Below are 20,553 nucleotides of genomic sequence, written 5' to 3' on the forward strand. Positions count from 1 at the left end.
GCGCATCCGTTGACATCGGCAGGGTGCAACCCTAGCCTCGGGGTTGTAAATACGGACCGGCGTTCGCGATAACGAACTAATTCTCAGACTTGAGTGACGCCCGATGTGACGGAGGCTGTGCATGACCGCCCTCGAAGGCGTGAAGGTGATCTGTGTCGGACAGTTCTACTTCGCCCCGTACTGCACCATGCTGATGGCCCGTCTCGGCGCCGATGTCATCAAGGTCGAAGCCCCCCAGGGCGACCCCTACCGGCGCGTACCCGCGGTCGACGAGGACGGCTATCCCATTCAGTTCCGCTTCCTGAACTCCGGGAAGCGGAACATTCGCCTCGATCTGGCCCAGCCGGCCGGGCAGGACGTCCTGCGCAAGCTCGTCGGAACCGCCGATGTCCTCGTGCAGAACCTCTCACCCGGCGCCATGGACCGCTTCGGCCTCGGCTACGACCAGCTCAGCGAGATCAACCCCCGCTTGATCATGGCCACGGGCACCGGCTTCGGATCCTTCGGCCCCTATGCCGGCGAATCCGCCATGGACCTCACCATCCAGGCTCGTAGCGCCATCATGTCCACCACGGGATTCGCCGACGGTGCCCCCGTACGCACCGGACCCTCGATCGTGGACTTCATGGCGGGCACCCACATCCTGTCCGGGGTCCTGGCGGCGCTCTACCAGCGCACCCACACCGGTCGTGGCCAGCATGTCGAGGTTTCCCTGCAGGACGCCATCCTCCCCTCACTGACGTCCAACATCGCAGGGCATCTCAGCGAGAGCATCGCGGACTTCGAACGCACAGGAAACCGCCACGGCGGCATGTCGGTCGCCCCCTACAACGCCTACCCGGCCGCGGACGGCTGGGTGACGGTGCTCTGCCCGACGGACAAGCACTGGGACCGGCTGCGCGGGGTGATGAACGACCCGGCAGCCGACGACCCGCGGTTCGCCACCATGCCCGGTCGCTGCGACAACATGGACGAGGTGGACACCGTCGTCGGTGCCTGGACCCGTACGCGGAGCAAGGAAGAAATAGCCGCCGCGCTGAAGGACCTCAAGATCCCGTGTGCGCCAGTGGTGACCCTGCCGGAACTCCTGGAAGACCCGCACATTCGCGCCCGCGGCGTGCTCCGCACTGTTGAGGACGAGCAGGGCTCCTTCATGACCCTCGGCAGCCCCCTCTTCCTCTCCGACTCACCCATGGTCGAACCCACCCGCTCCGGCGGTCTCGGCGAACACACCGACCAGGTCCTCACCGAAGAACTCGGCCTGTCCGCCGACGACATCACCAAGCTCCGCGACGCCGGTGCCATCTGACCCCGACGTAACACGAGGCGACACGACAGAAGGAGTGACAGCACGTGAGCGCTGAACCTGATCTGAGGGTCCGGCACGTGGCCCCGGCCTTCCGCACATTTTGCGGCGAGCGAGCGCTGGAGTCCCTGCCGCGCGAACTGGCGCGGGTCGGCGCACACCGCGCGGCGATCATCTGTATCCCCGCCGTGGCTGCACACGACGAGGCGATGGGCCGGGTCCACGAGGCGCTCGGCGAGCGGCTCGTCGGGCAGTTCGACGGAGTCGAGGAACACAGCCCGCTGCCCTCGGTCGAGCGCGCCAGGAACTTCCTGGCCGAGCACGAGGCGGACGCGGTCATCGCCATCGGGGGCGGGTCGTCGGTCGTCACCGCCCGCGCGGCCACGATCCTGCTGGGCGAGGGCAAGGACGTACGGGGGCTGTGCACCAGGCGCGAGGGCGGCAAGCTCGTGAGCCCCAGGCTCGCCGCGCCGAAGCTGCCCCAGTGGGTCGTGCCCAGCTCGCCGACCACCGCGTACGCCAAGGCGGGCGCCGCCGTACGCGACCCGGAGACGGAGGAGCGGCTCGCGCTCTACGACCCGAAGGCCCGGGCCCAGGGTGTCGTCCTCGACCCGCAGATGGCGCTCACCGCGCCGCCGCGGCTCAGCTGGTCGGCCGCCCTCAATATCTTCTCGATGGCGGTGGAGGGCCTGCAGTCCCGTCGGGTCGACCCGCTCGCCGACGCCCAGCTGGCGCATGCGGTGCGTACCGTCGTGAGCTGGCTGCCCCGAGTGGCGAAGGAACCGGAACTCGCGGCCCCTCGCCTGCAGTTGATGCTCGCGGCGATCATGAGCGGCCAGGGCAGTGACCACACCGGCGGCGGACTCGCCCAGGCCCTGTCGCACGCCATCGGACCGAGGTCCTCGGCGCCCAACGGCGTCGTCGAGGCCCTGCTCCTGCCGCACGCGATGCGGTTCAACGCGAGCGTCGTGCCCGGCCGTATCGCGGCCATCGGGGAGTACCTGGGACTCGCCGACGCCGAACCCGAGGCGGTCGTCGCGGAGGTCGAGCGTCTTCTGGACGTGTTCGAGGCACCCCGCCGTCTCCAGGACATCGGTGTCGAGCAGGGGGCTCTGGGCGAGGCCGCCTCCCACGCCATGGACGACTGGGCCATTACGGCCGGACCGCGTCCGCCCGAGGAGAAGGACGTCCGCGACCTGATCAACGGCGCCTGGTAGCAGCAGAATCCCAAACTTTTACGACGTTCAGCGATCGACGATGAATGAGGAAATGCGATGACGACGACGGAATCCGAGACGCCGCAGGGCGAGAAGATCGGCAGCGAGCTCGCCAGCGGCAAGTTCACCGAAGAGATGCTCACGAGCATGCGGAACCTGATCGGGACCGAGCTCCGCACGGACGCGTGCGTGAACAACGAGTACGCCACCCGCCTGGCCATCCTGCGGTTCGCCGAGGGCATCGGTGACGACAACCCGCTGTGGACGGACGAGGAGTACGCCGCGGAGGGTCCCTTCGAAGGGATCATCGCCCCGCCGAGCTTCATCTTCGCCTGTCTGGGCTCGGTCCAGGTCGGCTGGCGCGGCCTCGGCGGCTTCCACGCCGAGACCGATGTGACCTTCCACGCCCCGATCCGGGTCGGCGACAAGATCACGGCTCGGGTCTGGTTCGACGGCTTCGACGACCCGATCGAGAGCTCCTTCGGCGGCCGCCGGATCAAGGACTATCTGCGTCAGGAGTACTGGAACCAGGACGGCCAGCTCGTCGCACGGTTCATCTGCTCGCGGATGCGATTCGAGCGCAGCGAGATGCAGAAGCGGCGCAGCTCGCGCTCGATCGAGCTTCCGCACCCGTGGACGGGCGAGGAACTCGAGAAGGTCGAGGAGGACATCCTCAACGAGACGCCGCGCGGCGCCGACCCGCGGTACTGGGACGACGTCCAGATCGGTGACGAGCTCGACACCCTCACCAAGGGCCCGATCGGACTCACGGACGAAATCGCCTACGTAGCCTCGGGCGCTGCGCCGATCCCGCGCCTGTCGGCGCACGGCGTGGCACTGCGCCGCTACCGCAAGCACCCGAAGTGGGCCTTCCGCGACCCCAACACCCAGGCCCTTGAGCCCGTGTACTCGGTGCACTACAACGACTACGCGGCACGGCTGCAGGGCGCGCAGATCGCGTACGACGTCGGCATCCAGCGCACCTGCTGGCAGATCCACACTCTGACGCACTGGATGGGCGACGCCGGCGCGGTGAAGGCCATCCACGGCCAATACCGGGCACACGTCTACCTGTCGGACGTCGTCCGCCTCGGCGGCAAGATCGTGGGCAAGGAGATCGACGCCGACGGCGACGCCGTGGTGCACCTGGAGACCTGGGCGTACAACCAGCGCGAGCAGAACTGCATGCCGGGCACGGCGACGGTCGTGCTGCCGCGGCGTACGGAGGGAGCCGTGTGACCTTCGCCCCGTGAACGGCGGGCCGGAACGCGGCGTGGGGGCGCACGGCCACTCCGATGCAGCCCGCGCCGTACGGTCTCGGGCCACCGCGGTCACCAGTGCCCACGAAGTGACACGTCGCGACGGCGACGTCCCGCAATCCGACCTGCTGGGGCGTTGACACCTTTCAGCAGATGTCCGTAGCGTTGCAGCCGCAATAACGATCGATGGTTCTTAAATACGAACAAGCGTGGCTGCTGCGACAATGCTCGAGGAGTGTGTTCGGTGATCGAACGCGACCAGATCTTCATCAATGGCAAGTGGGTGCCTTCGGCGGGCACCGATGTCCTCGAGGTGATCAACCCGGTCACCGAGGAGGCCGTCGTCACGATTCCGGCCGGCACACCGGTGGACGTCGACGCGGCCGCCGAAGCGGCAGCCGCGGCTTTCGCGGCCTGGTCGAGGACCACGGTCGAGGAGCGCGCGGGATTCCTGCGCAAGCTCGCGGAGCTGACGAAGAAGCGCTCCGACGAGATCACCAGGGCCGTCGTCAGCGAGATCGGTCAGCCCTATGCGATCGCTGCCGAGGCCCAAGGTGCCTCCGCGGTGGTGGACTTGGAGAGCATCGCCGACAGTCTGTCCGGGATCTCCTGGCAGGAGCAGGTCGACCACACCGTCGTCGCCCGGGAGCCCGCCGGTGTGGTCGGCGCGATCACGCCGTGGAACGGCCCCATGCGCATGGTGTGCATGAAGGCCGGAGCGGCGATCGCGGCCGGCTGCACCGTCGTGCTCAAGGGCACCGAGGTCGCACCGCTCAGCTCCTTCATCTTCGCCGAGATGTGCGCCGACGCGGGCCTGCCGGACGGGGTGTTCAACCTCGTCTCGGGAACAGGCCCCGCGGTCGGCGAGGCCATCGTCACCCACCCGTTGGTCGACATGGTCTCCCTCACCGGCTCCGTCCGGGCGGGCCGTCGCGTCATGGAGCTGGCCGCCCAAGGCGTCAAGAAGGTCGCCCTCGAACTCGGCGGCAAGTCGGCGAACGTCATCCTGGAGGACGCCGACCTGGCGCGGGCCATCGAGGTCGGCATGGAGGACGCCTTCCGCAACTCCGGGCAGGTGTGCGGCGGCCTCTCCCGTGTGCTCGTCCCTCGATCGAGGCTGGCCGAGGCCGAGGAGATCGCAGTCCGCAAGGCCGAGAGCTCCGTCTTGGGCGACCCCTACGACGCGGCCACCACGCTCGGCCCGGTCGCCAACATCCACCAGCGTCAGCGGATCCGCGACTACATCCAGTCCGGCCTCGACGAGGGCGTACGCCTCCTCACCGGCGGCCCGGAGGCACCCGAGGGACTCGACCGGGGCTTCTTCGTGCGGCCCACCGTCTTCTCCGGTGACAACACCTCACGTATCGCGCGCGAGGAGATCTTCGGCCCGGTCGTGGTGCTCATCCCGTTCGACGACGAGGACGAAGCCTTCCGGATCGCCAACGACACCGACTACGGACTCGCGGGAGCGATCTGGGCCGGAACCGATGAGCGCGCCCGCGGTCTCGCCAGTCGACTGCGCGCCGGACGCATCCGCATCAATGGCTCTGCGGTCAACCAGCGTGCCCCGCACGGCGGCTTCAAACTCTCCGGTATCGGCCGGGAGTTCGGCCGCTACGGAATCGAGGAGTTCCTCGAGTACAAGTCCATCGGCTGACCCGGGAGGCGCGAGCAGCATGATCACAGTCAACTCCCGCTCCATCGCGGGCCCCGGCGAGACATTCAAGCCGATGGTGCTGGAGCGCAGGGACGTCGGCCCTGGCGACGTCCTGATCGACATCGCCTTCTGCGGCATCTGCCACACCGACGTCAGCCGTGCCCGCAGCGAATTCGGCCAGACGCACTACCCGCTCGTCCCCGGTCACGAGATCGCGGGGACCGTGTCCGCCGTCGGCCCCGATGTCCGCAAGTTCGCCGTCGGGGACCGGGTGGGCGTCGGGTGTCTGGTCGACTCCTGCCGGGAGTGCGACTACTGCCGCGCCGGGATGGAGCCCTACTGCCGTAAGGGTCACATCCGCACCTACAACTGCCCCGACCGCACGGGGCAGTTCACACAGGGCGGCTACAGCGAGAAGATCGTCGTCGACGAGGGGTACGTCCTCCGGGTCCCCGACGGGATCCCGCTGGAGGCGGCCGCTCCGCTGCTGTGCGCGGGGATCACGCTCTACTCCCCGTTGCGACACTGGGAGGCCGGGCCGGGTGTCAAGGTCGCCATCATCGGCTTCGGCGGACTCGGGCACGTAGGGGTGCCGATCTCGGCGGCACTCGGCGCACACACCACTGTCTTCGACCTCACCATGGACAAGAAGGCGGACGCCCTGCGCCGCGGCGCCGACGACTACCGGCTGTCGACGGACCCGGCGATCTTCACCGACTTCGCCGGCGCCTTCGACCTCATCCTTTCCACGGTCCCCGCGAACCTGGACTATGACGCGTTCCTCGAACTGCTCACCCTGGACGGGACGTTCGTGAACCTCGGTGTCCCCAAGCAGCCCATCGCAGTCGACGTGTTCTCCCTCCTGAACAACCGGCGCTCCCTCGCCGGCACGCTCGTGGGTGGCATCGCGGAGACCCAGGAGATGCTCGACTTCTGCGCCCGCCATGCGATCACCCCTGAGGTCGAGATCGTCACCGCCGATCAGATCGACGCTGCGTACGACAGGGTCGCGGCGGGCGACGTCCGATACCGGTGTGTCATCGACATCGCGACGATGACGACCGCCTGATCCAACGGGCCGGTGACTCGGCCGCCTCGACAACACCACAACGAAGTGGAAAGGCCGTCCCCAGATGACGACTCAGTGGGTCATTGACGCCGTGAAACTCGGCGAACTCCGCGATGTCCCCGCCGACCTTGTCTACCTCGACGACCCCGACCCACGGCTCATCAGCATGCCGCTGGTGATGTTCGTGCTGAGGTCGCGCAACCGGACCGTGATCGTGGACACGGGCGGCCCGGCCGACGAGGAACAGATCCGACGCAGGATCCCGCACGGGTACGTGGTGCGGGAGGAGGAGCGCCTGGACAACGCGCTCGCCCGACTGGGCGTGCGCGCCGACGACGTCGACCTCATTGTCAACACCCACCTGCACTGGGACCACTGCTCCAATAACGACGCGTTCCCCAACGCCGAGATACTCGTCCAACGCGCCGAGCTGGGCTTCGCGACCGGACCGTGCCCGGAGCCCCGGGCGGCGTACAGGATCTACGGTGACGCGGAGCAGCCGCCGTACGCCGGGTCCCTGGACCGGATCCGTCCGCTCGATGGCGCGACCGAGATCGCGTCAGGGATCGGTGTGCTGCCGCTGCCGGGACACTCGCCCGGATCGCAGGGTGTGCGCGTCGACACGGGCGCGGGCACGTTCGTCATCACAGGTGACTGCGTCGACACCTTCGAGAACTGGGACAACGGGGGAGCCGAACTGCCCTTGCCCTCCGGCCGGTTCACCGACCTCGACGCCTACCGCGCCAGCCTCGCCCACCTGAAGGGCACCGGCTGGACTCCGCTGCCCAGCCACGACCACACGGTGGTCGAGAAGGCGGCCTTCGGCTACTGATGACACCTTCGGGTGTCCGGGAGGAACGATGACGTTGCCCCACCAGAAGGACGAGCAGCACACCGAACAGTCCGTGCCCGTGTCGGTACCCGTGCCCGCGCGCGACGCCCGGCAGATGCGCCGCATCGCACTGGCGGGCTTCACCGGCACGGTGATTGAGTTCTACGACCTGACGCTGTACGCCGTGGCCGCCTCACTCGTCTTCGCCGATGTGTTCTTCCCGGCCCTCGGACCTGCGGCCGGCACGATCGCGTCGTTCGGCACTCTCGGGGTGGCGTTCGTCGCCCGCCCCGTCGGCGCGCTCATCTTCGGCCACTTCGGTGACCGCCTCGGCCGTAAACGCATGCTGGTGACGACACTGCTCCTGATGGGCGGCGCGACGGTCGTGGTGGGAGCGATGCCGACAGCGGACCAGATAGGTGTCACGGCACCCATCCTGATCGTCCTCATGCGCATCGTCCAAGGTGTCGCGGCCGGTGGGGAGTTGGCGGGCGCTGCGCTCTTCAGTACGGAGAGCGCGCCCACCGGGCGACGCGGCTTCTGGACGATGTTCACCTCGCTCGGCGGGGGATTCTCGATCGTCCTCGCCAACGCGACGCTGCTCGCGGTGGGCGTGGGCCTGTCCGACGAGCAGTTCGCCTCGTTCGGTTGGAGGATCCCGTTCCTGGCGAGCGCCCTGTTGGTTGTGGTGGGGCTGTACATCCGCCTCAAGATCGACGAGAGCCCGGTGTTCGAAGCCGAGGTCAAGGCTGAGCCGGACCCTGGAGGTGGGGAGTCGAAGATCCCGTTCATCGAGGCATGGCGACACCAGCCGCGACACATGCTCCTGGTCGCCGGCGTCTCGATCATGCAGGCCGCGTTCACGTACCTCGGAGCCACGTACTTCGCGAACCTCGGCACCGGGCAACTCGGCCTGACCCGCAACACCGTGCTCGGCGCCGGAGTCGCGGGCGGCCTGTGCTGGGCACTGGGAGTCGTGATCGGCGCGACCGCGTCCGACCGGTTCGGAAGACGCCCGGTCCTGCTGGCGGCGACCGCCGGCGCGGTCGTCTGGGCGCTCCTGGTCTTCAGCTTTCTGGAGTCGGCGTCGGCAGGGGAGTACGTGCTGCTCCTGTGCGTGACGTTGTTCTTCGCAGGTCTTGAGATCGGTCCGGTCAACGTCATGCTCTCCGAACTCTTCGACACCAGGTACCGGTATACGGCGTCGGCGTTCGCCTACAACATCGGACTGGTCATCGGCGGGGCGGTGCCTCCCCTGATCGGTGCCTCGATGACGGCCGCCTACGGCGCCTTCTCGTTCGGACTCTTCGTGGCGTTCCTGTGCCTGATCAGCCTGCTCGGCGCGATCGGCCTGCCGGAGACCCGCGGCCGAGACCTGTCCGACGTCCTGGCGTCGCGACGATGACCCACAGGACCGTCATGGTCCTACTTTCGGACGGAGGGCACCGCCCCTTATGTGGCGCCCCCGTTGGCGCCCATCGTTGGTGACCACCCCGTCCCGCGCAACCGTGGAGAGGGACGTCAGATCCATCGGAACAGAGCAGTATCGAATACTGCGCTGAGCTGGACCCGCGGTGGTCGTTGACCGAACCGTGTCGCGCCTTCCACGTCGTGATCACAGTCTCGGTCAACGCCCACTGCTCGGCGGGCGGAGAGTCCCGTACCGGCACTCACTGGGTACGTGAACTCTCCGGAGCGTAGAGCTGCGACCCCGTCACCTCACACAAGGCGCTGCGGGAATAGCTCATGATTCTGCGGTCGTCACTGTCGACGAGTGCATCGTCGAAGGTCATCACGCCCCGCTCCGGGCGGCTCGTCTTCGCGACGGACACCAGGGTGGACTCGATATGAACGGTGTCGCCGGGGAAGAGCGGCGAGTGGAAGCGGATCCCGTCGTAGCCGACCAGGGCGATGAGCTTGATGCCGCGCTCCTCGACCTGCTCCTTGATGGCCGGTGTCGCCAGGCCCAGGGCGAAGGCGAGGACGCAGCCGCCGGCGAGCATCCGTTCCGACCCGCGTCCCTCCATGAGGACCCTGTCGGTATGAATCTCCTCGAAGGTCCAGGTCAGGTTCGTCATCGCACTGAAGTCACCCTCGGTGATGGTGCGCGCGCGGCTTCGTGCGGAGAAGGCGAACGAGGGCGGCAGTTCGTACAGCTCCCGAGCCATGTCAGACCTTGTCCATGAAGAAGGAGTAGGGGTTGTGGAGCAGGTCGCGGCTGACGATCACCTTCTGGATCTCCGTCGCCCCTTCCCCGATCCGGCGGATGCGCAGTTCGCGGTACCAGCGCTCCAGCGGCATCTCCCGCGAAACCCCCATGCCGCCGTGCAGCTGGATGGCGCGGTCGACGACGCGTGAAGCGGCCTCCGTCGCCGCGATCTTCGCCAGGGCCGCCTCGGTCCGGAACGGTCGGCCCGCGTCCGCCGCGGCGGCGGCGCTGAGGACCATGAACGTGGCGTAGCGGATGTCCTGCTCGTTCTCCACCAGCATCCAGGCCACGCCCTGGTGCTCGGAGAGCGGCTTGTCGAAGGACTTGCGCATCTTGGTCCACTCGACCGTCATCTCCTGAGCCCGTACGGCGAGGCCGATGCATCCGGCACTGTACGGGATCCGGTTCCGGCTCAGGCGTTCGTTGGCAAGGTAGAAGCCGCGTCCGATCTCGCCCAGGATGTTCTTCGACGGCACGCGCAGGTCCTCGAGTTGCAGCTCCGTCGCCGGGTGCGTCGAGCGCATGGTGTGGGCGATACGGCGTACGTGGAATCCCGGGGTGTCGGTGTCGACGATGAAGCACGTGATGCCATCACGCCCCGGTCCTCCGGTGCGAGCGAAGACCAGGGCGAACTCCGCCTCGTGCGCGAAGCTGATCCACAGCTTGTCACCGTTGATGATCCAGTCGTCGCCGTCCTGCACGGCACGGGTCCTGATGTTGCGTCCGGGGTCGCTGCCACCGGTCGGCTCGGTCAGGGCGAAGGCCGCACGCTTGCGCCCCTCGATCGAGGGGATCAGGTACTTCTCGCGCTGTTCGGGAGTCGCCCACGCGGAGAGCAGGGGGATCTGGCCGGTGTGCCCGAAAACGTCGTAGCAGGGGGCGTAGAGCCCGGCCCGGTGCTGTGACATCTCGATCGCGAGCAGGCAGCGCGTGACCAGGTCGATGCCGGGTCCGCCCTCCTCTTCGGGCACGTCGAGGTTGAACAGGCCCATCTTCCGGGTCATCGCGGTCAGGCGTGCGTAGTCGGCTTCCGGGAGCCGGCTCTCGTCCGGATCGAGTTGGTCTTCGAGCGGTCGGATCTGCTCGCGGACGAAATCCCTCACGGTATTGATGATCGAGTGCTGCTCATAGCTCAGATCGAACACGGAATATCGCTCCTACGGGGTACGGGGGGTAGGTGGGGTGGCGCGGCCGTGGCTCAGGGCGTCAGGCGGCCCTTCACCGGAATTTCCCGGCCGGCCACGCGCGGCGGTTCGGCGCCCTCATGGTGGGCTCGGTGCACCATGACGAGTTCCGCGTACCGGGTGAGGTACTGGATGTGGCTCTCGTAGCGGAACTCCAGGCCCTCGCGGTCCTCTTCGATCACCACCGTCTTGATCCTCGAGCGCAGACCGAAGGGCTCACGTGCTCCGGCGTAACCGATGTCCAGGACTTCACCCCCGCCCTCGCGAACCTCGTAGACGCCGGTGATGCAGGGGATCTGCTCCAGTTCGGCGTCTGTCGCGGTCCGCCAGGGCTTGGAGATCTCCACACTCATCGCTGCACCTCTTCTTCTGACCGGGGAGCTTCCAGTAGGTCCACTGGCAGTTCGACTTCCCGGCTCCTGATGAACTCGGCAAGTCCCTTGGCCTGTGGATCGAATCGGGCGGCTGCGGCCGCCCCCGCGCCGAGCAGGCCCTCGACGACGAAGTTGACGCCCCGCAGGTGAGGGAAGACGCTGCGGGTGATGCGCGCGTCGGCTGCCTCAGGGAGGAGCGCTCGGAAGGCTTCCACGGTCAGTGAGCCGACCAGCCAGCCGTACGCCTGGTCTGAGCGTGCCCAGATTCCGACGTTGGCGTGGGCCCCTTTGTCCCCGGAGCGCGCGCCGAAGAGCGTCCCGAGGGACACTCGTCGCGTTGACGTGTCCTGTGGCGTCGTGGGTTTGGGAGTTGGCAGGCCGTTCTCATCCGTTGATGGGGAGGGCGCGGCCTTCGCGTGCAGCTTGCGCGGGGGAACGGGAAGGTCGTCGCCGTCGAGGTGGACGAATTCGGCGACCGCGGATGCGGGGACAAGACAGGGCCAGTTGACGCCGGTCTGCGTGGGGCGCTGCTGGCGTTCGCCGGGGAAGTGGATGCCCGGGAAACTGGAGAGCGCCAGACCGGTCGCGGCGTCGAAGATCCGACGCCCCAGCTTCTCCTTCTCGGCCGACGCGAAGGAGAGGACCAGTTGGGCTGTGCCCAGCTCGCCTGTCTCGGCCGCGGCCTGATCACTGCGGACCAGTCGCATGTCGACGGAGTCGAATTGCTCGAAGCCGCCGAGCGCAGTGGCGAGATCCCGTTCCGCCCTGGCGGCCTTCGCCTCGATGGTCTCGCCCGGCACGGCCAGGACCACCGACTGCCGGTACGGCCCCGGGAGCGTCATGGCGACCTTCAACGTCTCGGGCGGCGGGGCGCCGCGCGTGCCCCACAGCCGCACCCGGTCGGGGGCCTCCTGGGACAGCTGTACGGTGTCCAGCTTCAAGGTGACATCGGAGTTGAGGTAGTCGGTGCCGCCGACCTCGTAAAGAAGCTGGGCGGTGACGGTGCCCACGGTGACGGCTCCACCGGTGCCCGCATGCTTGGTGATGACGCTGCTGCCGTCGGCGTGGATCTCGGCTAGGGGGAAGCCGGGCAGCGCGGAGGTGTCGGTCTCCTCGAAGAAGGCGTAGTTGCCGCCCGTGGCCTGGGCTCCGCATTCGATGACGTGCCCCGCCGCGACCGCTCCGGCGAGTTTGTCGTAGTCGTCCTCGGCCCACCCGAACCGCCACATCGCCGGCCCCACCACCAGAGAGGCATCGGTGACCCGTGGACACACGACGATGTCGGCTCCGGCGCCGAGCGCCTGCGCGATGCCGCGGCCGCCGAGGTAGGCGTTCGCGGTGAATGGGTCGGCGTCGGCGTCCGCCAGCAGCCGGCCGGTGTCGAGATTGCGGAAGTCCGCTCCCTCGGCGCGCAGTTGCGGCAGGTGTGGCATGAGGTCGTCGCCGGTCAGGTGGGCGGTCTTGAGAGGCAGGCCGAGCCGTCGTCCCAGCGCATCCAACTCATGGGCGAGGGCGGCGGGTTCGAGGCCGCCGGCGTTGGTGACCACGCGGATGCCGCGCTCCAGGCAGGTGCCCAGCACCTCCTCCATCTGCCGAAGGAAGGTGGTCGCGTAACCGGGACGTCCGGCGGCCCTGGCCTTGGACAGGATGAACATCGTCAGCTCGGCGAGGTAGTCGCCCGTCAGCACATCGATGTCACCGCCTTCGACCATCTCCCGAGCGGCGGAGAAGCGGTCGCCGTAGAAGCCCGAGCAGTTGGCGATGCGGAGCACCTCACTCACGACGTCCTCCCCTCTGCAGTCGCCGGGCGCGAGGGCAGGAAGACGTCGGCCTCGCCGCTGGCGCAGACAGCCTCGTCCTCGGTGCGTACCTCGCTGATCTCCAGGCGGAACAACGTGCCGCTGTCGCGTTTGCTGGCCTCCGTGACCCTGCCGATGACATTCAGGACGTCGCCCGGGGTCGCGAAACGGCGCACCGAATAGGAGAGTCGCTCGACACACCCCTTCTCACCGGCGAAATCAGTGCACAAGGAGGTCAAGTAAGCGCCGTGGAGGTGCGACTGGACTAGGACGTCGGGATAGCCTTCGCTGGCCGCGTAGTCCTTGTCGTAGTGGATCCGGTGACTGTTCCAGGTGATCGCGCAGTAGCGGAACAACTGCACGGTGGTCGGCCGCCGTTCCTGTGGAGTCAGGTCGTCACCGACCGAGACACTTTCGGCGTAGCGTTGAGTGGTGTCATGGGTGGCAGTAGCCATTTCATCTCCCCAGGACGGTCCGGATCGAGGTCAGGATCGCGGTGCCGTCGGTGGTGGCGTAGGTGTTCCGGATCTTGAGGATGAGCATGAGGCCGGATCTCGACTGCCGGGAGTCCACGCTGTCGAGGGAGCTCTCCATCACGACCTCTCGTCCGGCGACGAGCGGGGCATGGAAGATCATTTCCTCACCGCCGCCCATGATGCGGACGCCCTCCAGCGGGATCCACTCCATCTCTCCAGGGGGCGTGCCGTCCGGGCGCAGCTCCCGCTCGGTGCCACCGTCGGACCAGTCCAGGTAGGACGGGAGGAAGTTCGGCGGGACGACCACATCGGTGTACCCCCTGGACCTGGCGTACTCCGCATCGAAATACAGCGGATTCGTCTCGCCGATCGCCTGGGCGTAGCGTCGCGACATCAGAGCGTCGACGGTGGCGGTCACCGATTCCGATGTGTCGCCCACGCAGTCGCGGACTCTCTCGACCAGTTCCGCGCTGATGGTCATGCGCTTCCTTTCTCGGGGTCGGTCGTGCAGGGTGCACCGGCCAACCCGGACGCGCCCAGAAGGAACTCGTGCCGTAGCACCGCAATGGGTTCACGAGGGCGCGTCGTGCCGGCGTCCGGGCACGGCGCCTCGCCCCGGCGGGTGGCCGGAGTATTCGTTCTGGGGCTGTGGGTAAGGGAGTTCGGCGGCCCCTCGTGTGTGAGGGGAGGGACGTCAGGGGAGAGGACGCTTGAGCGAGTCGGCAAAATTGCGCCGGGCGTACTCTTCCCACTCGGTCAGATGCGCCGTCATCTTCTCGAACGCGGCGCCGGCGTCACGGGCGCTGAGAGCGTCGTAGATGAGCTGGTGGTCTGCGATCACGCCCCGGTACCGCCGTGCGGAGTAGCTCATGCCGACGACGGCCCCGTCCATGATCCCGTGCAGTGAATCGGCGAGGCGATGGAAGAGCGGGTTGCCTGACGACCACGCGATCACGCTGTGGAAACGGGTGTTGAGGTCGTTGAAGGCCTCGGTCTGGTCACGGTCGTTCACGATGCGGCGCATCTCGGTGATGGTGTGCCCCAGCTCCTGGAGCGCCTCCGGGCGGATGCGCTCCGCCGCGAGCTGGCAGATCATCGGCTCGATCGCGGAGCGGACCTCCACGATGGACTCGAAGGGCGTCCGCTCCATCCGCATCAGGAACGAGATGGTTCTGGCGAAATGGTGCGAGTCGGGAGCCTGGACGAAGGGGCCACCGTTGAGCCCCTGTCGCAGCTGGATCGCTCCCTGGTACTCAAGGAGGCGCAATGCCTCGCGGACCGTGGTCCGGCCCATGCCGTACTTCTCGACCATCTCCCGCTCGGGCGGCAGCGGATCCCCGGGGGCGAGGTCGTCGCGGAGGATGTCGTTGAGGATCTCCTCGGCGAGCAGGAAGGAAGACTTCTCCGGTCGTCGAGGAGGACGTGCCGACGCGCGAAACCCCGCCGCAGCGGTGTGCTGCGGGCCTCTGGCGCCGCCGGCGCCGGTGCCGGCGGGCCGGCTTTCCGGAGGAACGGACCTGTCCTGAGGCATCGCGCGGTTCCCTTCGGTCCTATGACTGTCGTGTCCTCGCCCTTCCCCGCAGAGCTCGGCCGACACGTCGTCGACCAGTGAGCGGGGTGTCCGCTTCGCGGAAGCCCGCGGCGCGGCGGGCTCCGCCGTCCACGTGATGGTGGGCGGCACGTGGCAGCGAACCCGAGAACATGTTGAACATGACCATGTTTAACGGATGTCGTTGAGTCGGTCAATAGCGCGGCGACAGAGGGGTCTGATGTCGCTACCTGCTCAGAAAGCCAGACATCCGACCTGTTGCCGCGGTCGCAAGGGTTCGCGAGGGAAGTTGACTCAGGGGGTTTACAACTCTGTCGAACAGATGGAATATCTGCATGTTCGTAGGTGACGCGGGCCACAGGGTGCAACTAGTCATGACGTTGGCCGTCCGCATCCCGCGAGACACCTCCCCGAGGGAGCGCGACCGCTGCCGTCGGCCGGGAGGCCGAACTGCACCCGCTCCGCGCGCCGTTCGCAGGGCCGCGCCCTCGCCAGTTCTCACACGCCGCAATGGAAGGTTCGTGATCGTCACGATGGCCTCGCAGCAGACCGCTGGAGCAGACCGGCAGTTCGATCTGAGGATCGGGAGTTCATTCGAGCCGGGGCGCGGAGAGCCGATCCCGGTGTACAACCCGGCGACCGAGGAACTGATCGCAGAGGTCGGCTCCGCCGACGCCGAACAGGTGCGGCGTGCGGTACAGGCCGCGCGTGGCGCTTTCGACAGGGGCGAGCTGGGTAGTCCGGAGGAGCGGTCCGCCTGCCTGCGACGACTGGCCGACGTGCTGGAGGCACACACCGACGACATCCTCGCCAGCCTGGTCGCCGAGGTGGGGACCCCCGTCTCCACGGCCAGGGGCCTGCACGTCGGTACGCCGGTCAGGATTCTCCGCTGGCTGGCGGAAGCGACGCTGAAGGACCGGACCGAGTACCTGGGGCGTGAGCCGGGGCCGCCCGACAACGAGGCGATGGTCCTGTACCGGCCGGTCGGTGTGGTCGCCGGAATCGCGGCCTACAACTACCCGCTCGTGTTCGCCGCGATGAAGATTGGTTCGGCGTTCGCCGCCGGCTGTCCCAGCGTCTTGCTTTCCTCGCCCAACTCTCCGCTCACCCTCCTCAGGTTCGGTCGCTGGCTGGACGAGGCCGGCTTCCCGCCGGATGCCGTCAGTGTCCTGGCCGGTGGCGTGGAGACCGCGCAGGAGTTGATCCGCCGTCCGGAGGTCGCCAAGGTTTCCTTCACCGGCTCGGTTCCGGCGGGTACCGCCGTGATGAAGAGCGCCGCCGAGGGGCTGCGCGGCGTGGTGCTCGAACTCGGCGGGAAGTCGGCAGCGATCGTTCTGCCATCGGTCGACCCGGCTGCCGTGGTGGCGGACCTGCACAGCCGATACCTGAGGAACGCGGGGCAGGGGTGCGCGTCGCCGACCCGCATCCTCGTCCACCGCAGCCGTATGGACGCCTTCGTCGAGGCGAGCCGGAAGTTCTACGGCAAGGTCGCGGTGGGTGACCCGCAGGACCCCGCAACACTCGTGGGCCCCGTCATCAGTAAGCAGCACCGGGCACGCGTACAGGGATTCATCGACACCGCGTTGAAGGACGGCGGGCACCTGCTGGCGCAGGGACCGCTGCCCGACAGTGACCGCGGCTGGTACGTCCGGCCCACCCTGATCGGCGGCCTGTCGAACGACGCCGAGATCAATCAGGAGGAGATCTTCGGCCCAGTTGCCACGGTGCAGTCCTACGACGACGTCGACGAGGCCGTCGCCCTCGCCAATGCCTCCAAGTTCGGTCTCCATGCCAGTGTCTTCGGCCCGCACGACGAGGCGATGGGGCTGGCTCCCCGACTGGAGGCCGGCCTGGTGACCTTCAACGGGGGAGCACCGGTTCGGACCGACGCGCCCAACGGCGGCTGGAAGGCCAGCGGTATCGGCCGGGAACGCGGCGAGGCCGGCATCCGGGAGTTCCTGGAGCCGGTCACCGTCCAGTGGCCGGTGAACGCGTAGTACAGCACGGGTCCGACGGAGCCGCCTGCGGCGGCCGGTCCCGCAGAGCCGAAGCGAACGAGGGGGCCCACGTGTCCAGTCTTGAGGAGTACGAGGCGTACGCGCTGCGCTACGGGTCGGCAGACACCAGCAAGGCCGCCAAGTACCTGCACTACGGAACGTACGGCGAACCCGACGAACCGCTGGTCGCGGATTTCTACTTCTGGCTGTTGCGCAATGGCGAACGAACCGTGCTTGTCGACTGCGGTTACGACGACGTGCGTGCCCGCGCACGCGGCTACCGGCAATCCCATCACCCCTTGCAGCTGCTGGCCCGCTTCGGGGTCCGGCCGGGGGATGTCGACCACGTGATCGCCTCGCACCTGCACTTCGACCACATCGGTAACCTCGGGCTCTTTCCCAACGCGACGTTCAGCGTGAGCCGGGACGAACTCGCCTTTTGGACCGGGCCGTTCGCGGACCGGCCGTTCTTCGCCCCGCACACGGAACAGGCCGAGGTGCAAACGCTCATCGGTTTGCAACGGGAGGGCCGGGTCCGCCTGGTCGACGGGGTCGAGGAACTGTTCCCGGGTATCACCGTCACACCGATCCGGGGCCACACACCGGGACAGCTCATCACGGAGGTGGCGGCCGCCGGCGCCCGCGTCGTTCTCGCCTCGGACGCGCTGCACTGGTACGAGGAGATGGAGCGCGACCGGCCCTTCTGGGTGTTTTGCGACCTCGAAGGCATGCACAAGGGCTACGCCTATCTCAACGAACTCGCCGTACAGCCCGGTGTTTCCGTCGTGGCCGGCCATGACCCGGATGTCATGCGGCGGTTCACCAGGGTCGACGACGACTGTGCGGATCTGAGGCTGCCCGTGGCGCCCGCGCAAGGAGAGCCGGTGTGAGGCGTGAGCGGCCCTGTTGAGTCGCGGCGTCCCGAATCCACACCGTCAGAGAGAAGGAAGTGTTGCATGCGCATGATCGCTGCCGTCATGGCCGAACAGGGGCTCCCCAAGCCCTATGCACAATCACGGCCGTTCGCGATCGAGGAGGTCGAGCTGGAGGGGCCGGGACAGGGCGAGGTCCTCATCGAGGTTCGGGCCGGCGGGCTGTGCCACTCCGACCTGTCGCAGGTGGCCGGCCAGCGGAAGCGGAAGCTCCCCGTGGTGGGCGGCCACGAAGGCGCGGGCATCGTGCGCGAGACCGGCCCTGGGGTAAAAGGGCTGTCCGTAGGCGACCACGTGGTGATGTCCGGCGCACCTGGGTGCGGCCGCTGTCGTACGTGCGGACAGAACCGGCCCAACTTGTGCGAGGGGAGCGGCTCCGCACGCGCGCAGGGGCTACTGCCCAACGGGGAGCGGAGGTTGAGTCTGAACGGTGATGCCCTGTACCACTACAGCGGGCTGTCCTGCTTCGCCCAGTACGCGGTCGTGATGCCTGACGCGTTGATCCGTGTCGATCCGGACATCCCACTCGACGTGGCGGCCCTGTTCGGCTGCGGAGTGGTGACCGGCGCCGGAGCGGTCTTCAATGCGGCGCAGGTGCCCCCGGGCCGCAGCGTCGCGATCATCGGACTCGGGGGAGTCGGACTCAGCGCGGTCATGGCCGCACGGCTCTCCGGGGCATCCGAGATCATCGGAGTCGACCTCGTTGAGGAGAAGTTCCCTCTCGCCCGCGAACTCGGGTGCACCCACACTCTGTCGGCCCGCGAGGCGGGCCTGGCCGAGAAGGTGAAGGACCTGACCGGTGGCGGCGTGGACTTCGCCTTCGAGGTGTCGGGCAGCGAACCGGCGGTCGCCACCGCTTTCGACATCACGCGACGCGGCGGCGAGATCGTGGGCGTCGGGCTGGGAGTGATGGAGGACACCTACCGGTACCCGCACACCCGCCTGGTCGCCGAGGAGAAGGTCATGCGCGGCTCGTTCATGGGCAGCGGAAACGCCATCGGCGACATACCGCGGTACATGAAGTACTTCCAAGAGGGCCGCATGCCCGTCGACCGACTGATGAGCGGAACGCTGGCCTTCGACGACCTCAACGGGGCTCTCGACCTGCTCGACCGTGGAGCGGTGATGCGCGAAGTCCTGTTGCCGAACCCGTAGACGCCGGAGACGGCCTCGGCGCATCACCTCGCACCTTGAACGGAACGCCCTGCCGGCCGTGCCGGCCGGCTCCCGTCGGGTGCTCGTACCTCCGGTGGACCTGAAACAGGGTCATCGAAGACCTGCGACAAGGAGTGTTCAATGACGAATGCTGGGGCGAATGAGGCTATAAGCCCTCCGACGAATCCAGTGCACGAGGACCCCGCGGTGCGGAAACAGCGCCGCAGAGTCGTGGTCACTTCGATGGTCGGGTCGGTGGTCGAGTTCTTCGACTTCGTCGTCTTCGCGACCGTCGCCGGCCTCGTCTTCGACGAGCTCTTCTTCCCGAGTGGCAACAAAGTCCTCGGCATGATGATGGCGCTCTCGACGTACGCTGTCGGATTCCTCGTCCGCCCGCTGGGCGGCCTGCTCTTCGGACACATGGGTGACAAGCACGGCCGGCAGCGCGTCCTGGTCGCCACCTTCGTCATCATGGCCTCGGCCACCGTGCTGATCGGCGTACTCCCGACGTACGGGACGATCGGTGTCGCGGCGCCGATCCTGCTCGTCGTCCTGCGCATCGTGCAGGGGCTGGGCGCGGGCGGCGAGTTCGGTGGCGCGGTCGTGATGGTGGTCGAACACGCCCACGACACGGGCAAGCGGGGGTTCTACGGTTCGCTGACGACGTGCGCCGTGTCCGGCGGCGTTCTGTTGGCCTCCGGGACACTGGCGGTGCTGACCGCCGTCACCTCCGATGAACAGTTCAAGGCGTGGGGATGGCGTGTGCCCTTCCTGCTCAGCGCAGTGTTGCTGCTTCTCGGGCTCTACATGCGTCGGCGTATCGCGGAGACACCCGTCATGAAGGCGGCGGTGGAGAAGGGCCAGATCGTCAAGAGCCCGCTGCGCGAGGTCTTCCGCAGGCACCGACGGGCGGTTCTGATCGCGGTGCTGGTGCCCACGGGCATGAATGTATCCGCTCAGGTCGTCAAGGTCTTCAGCGTCCCGTACGTCACCGGCGAGTCGGATGTTTCCGCCTCTTCCCTGCTGACCCTGATAACGATCGGTCAGATCTTCCACCTGGCGGGTCTCGTCGGGAGTGGTTGGTGGTCGGACAAGGTGGGCCGCAGGCTGCCGATGATCGTAGGCGCGGTCGGGTTGCTGATCTGGGGGTTCGCGTACTTCCCGCTGCTGATGTCCGGTTCGACGGCGTTGAGCCTGCTCGCCATCAGCGTGGCACTGGTGTTCGTCGGCTTCATCTACGGCCCGCTCGCCACCTTCCTGTCCGAGCTCTTCGGTACCGGGGTGCGCTACACGGGGCTGTCGTTGGCCTATCAGATCAACATCGCCTTCGCCGGCGGGTGCACACCCGCAGTGGCCACGGCCCTGAGCGGCGCCACGGATTCGTGGGTGATCGTCGCCGTCATGATGACGGTTTCCGCTGCGCTGACGCTTGGGGCGGTCATCGCCAGCCGGGACAACCACAAGTTGAGCCTGGACCGGGAGACCTGAGGCGGCGTTCGGGGCCTGCCGGGGTACGTGATGTCAGCGACCCTCCGTAT

Annotated in this window: 18 protein-coding genes; 11 read left to right on the top strand and 7 right to left on the bottom strand. The window is 67.7% G+C overall.

The annotated features are described in order from the left end of the window. The first annotated feature begins 121 nt into the window (after window positions 1-121). From ABT004_RS03685 to ABT004_RS03715, 7 genes are all read left to right on the top strand, one after another. Entirely contained in the window at window positions 122-1,309 is a 1,188-nt protein-coding gene (locus ABT004_RS03685) for a CaiB/BaiF CoA transferase family protein (RefSeq protein WP_351331198.1), read from the top strand. 44 nt (window positions 1,310-1,353) lie between these two features. Beyond that, window positions 1,354-2,523 carry an iron-containing alcohol dehydrogenase family protein gene (locus ABT004_RS03690; protein WP_351331199.1) on the top strand — a complete coding sequence of 390 codons (1,170 nt, stop codon included), beginning with the start codon at window positions 1,354-1,356 and terminating at the stop codon, window positions 2,521-2,523. A 57-nt stretch (window positions 2,524-2,580) separates the two neighbouring features. Next, entirely contained in the window at window positions 2,581-3,762 is a 1,182-nt protein-coding gene (locus ABT004_RS03695) for an FAS1-like dehydratase domain-containing protein (RefSeq protein WP_351331200.1), read from the top strand. Window positions 3,763-4,026: 264 nt separating this feature from the next. After that, window positions 4,027-5,439, top strand: coding sequence for an aldehyde dehydrogenase family protein (locus ABT004_RS03700; RefSeq protein WP_351331201.1), 1,413 nt, complete (start codon window positions 4,027-4,029; stop codon window positions 5,437-5,439). A 19-nt stretch (window positions 5,440-5,458) separates the two neighbouring features. Beyond that, the gene (locus ABT004_RS03705; RefSeq protein WP_351331202.1) at window positions 5,459-6,508 is read left to right on the top strand and encodes an NAD(P)-dependent alcohol dehydrogenase; all 1,050 of its coding nucleotides are present in this window, start codon (window positions 5,459-5,461) and stop codon (window positions 6,506-6,508) included. A gap of 64 nt (window positions 6,509-6,572) precedes the next feature. Further along, window positions 6,573-7,340 (top strand): N-acyl homoserine lactonase family protein, encoded by a 768-nt coding sequence (locus tag ABT004_RS03710; protein WP_351331203.1) that lies wholly within the window; start codon window positions 6,573-6,575, stop codon window positions 7,338-7,340. Between the two features lie 28 nt (window positions 7,341-7,368). Further along, the gene (locus ABT004_RS03715; RefSeq protein ID WP_351331204.1) at window positions 7,369-8,745 is read left to right on the top strand and encodes an MFS transporter; all 1,377 of its coding nucleotides are present in this window, start codon (window positions 7,369-7,371) and stop codon (window positions 8,743-8,745) included. Between the two features lie 265 nt (window positions 8,746-9,010). Here the strand turns inward: ABT004_RS03715 and ABT004_RS03720 are convergent, their stop codons facing one another. The 7 genes from ABT004_RS03720 to ABT004_RS03750 form a co-directional block, all read right to left on the bottom strand. Beyond that, the gene (locus tag ABT004_RS03720; RefSeq protein WP_351331205.1) at window positions 9,011-9,508 is read right to left on the bottom strand and encodes a hotdog family protein; all 498 of its coding nucleotides are present in this window, start codon (window positions 9,506-9,508) and stop codon (window positions 9,011-9,013) included. Between the two features lies 1 nt (window position 9,509). After that, window positions 9,510-10,694 carry an acyl-CoA dehydrogenase family protein gene (locus ABT004_RS03725; protein WP_351331206.1) on the bottom strand — a complete coding sequence of 395 codons (1,185 nt, stop codon included), beginning with the start codon at window positions 10,692-10,694 and terminating at the stop codon, window positions 9,510-9,512. A 53-nt stretch (window positions 10,695-10,747) separates the two neighbouring features. After that, window positions 10,748-11,086, bottom strand: a complete 339-nt coding sequence (locus tag ABT004_RS03730; protein ID WP_351331207.1) for a DUF7508 domain-containing protein — start codon at window positions 11,084-11,086, stop codon at window positions 10,748-10,750. Further along, window positions 11,083-12,888 (bottom strand): acyclic terpene utilization AtuA family protein, encoded by a 1,806-nt coding sequence (locus ABT004_RS03735; protein WP_351331208.1) that lies wholly within the window; start codon window positions 12,886-12,888, stop codon window positions 11,083-11,085. The genes ABT004_RS03730 and ABT004_RS03735 overlap by 4 nt, the downstream gene beginning before the upstream one ends. Further along, window positions 12,885-13,361, bottom strand: a complete 477-nt coding sequence (locus tag ABT004_RS03740; RefSeq protein ID WP_351331209.1) for a hotdog family protein — start codon at window positions 13,359-13,361, stop codon at window positions 12,885-12,887. Before ABT004_RS03740 ends, ABT004_RS03735 begins: the two co-directional genes overlap by 4 nt. Window position 13,362: 1 nt before the next feature. Beyond that, a complete protein-coding gene (locus ABT004_RS03745) occupies window positions 13,363-13,863 on the bottom strand; it encodes an FAS1-like dehydratase domain-containing protein (RefSeq protein ID WP_351331210.1) in 501 nt (166 codons plus the stop codon). Between the two features lie 213 nt (window positions 13,864-14,076). Continuing rightward, the gene (locus ABT004_RS03750; RefSeq protein ID WP_351331211.1) at window positions 14,077-14,913 is read right to left on the bottom strand and encodes a FadR/GntR family transcriptional regulator; all 837 of its coding nucleotides are present in this window, start codon (window positions 14,911-14,913) and stop codon (window positions 14,077-14,079) included. Window positions 14,914-15,452: 539 nt separating this feature from the next. Between ABT004_RS03750 and ABT004_RS03755 the strand changes: the two genes are divergently transcribed. The 4 genes from ABT004_RS03755 (at window position 15,453) to ABT004_RS03770 (ending at window position 20,503) form a co-directional block, all read left to right on the top strand. Next, the gene (locus tag ABT004_RS03755) at window positions 15,453-16,928 is read left to right on the top strand and encodes an aldehyde dehydrogenase family protein (RefSeq protein WP_351331212.1); all 1,476 of its coding nucleotides are present in this window, start codon (window positions 15,453-15,455) and stop codon (window positions 16,926-16,928) included. 71 nt (window positions 16,929-16,999) lie between these two features. Beyond that, entirely contained in the window at window positions 17,000-17,818 is an 819-nt protein-coding gene (locus ABT004_RS03760; protein WP_351331213.1) for an N-acyl homoserine lactonase family protein, read from the top strand. A gap of 66 nt (window positions 17,819-17,884) precedes the next feature. Further along, entirely contained in the window at window positions 17,885-19,015 is a 1,131-nt protein-coding gene (locus ABT004_RS03765) for a zinc-binding dehydrogenase (RefSeq protein WP_351331214.1), read from the top strand. A 207-nt stretch (window positions 19,016-19,222) separates the two neighbouring features. Beyond that, window positions 19,223-20,503 (top strand): MFS transporter, encoded by a 1,281-nt coding sequence (locus ABT004_RS03770; RefSeq protein ID WP_351331215.1) that lies wholly within the window; start codon window positions 19,223-19,225, stop codon window positions 20,501-20,503. Window positions 20,504-20,553: the final 50 nt, after the last annotated feature.

Origin of the sequence: Streptomyces sp. NPDC002790, from assembly GCF_040295505.1 — a bacterium.
Lineage (GTDB): Bacteria > Actinomycetota > Actinomycetes > Streptomycetales > Streptomycetaceae > Streptomyces.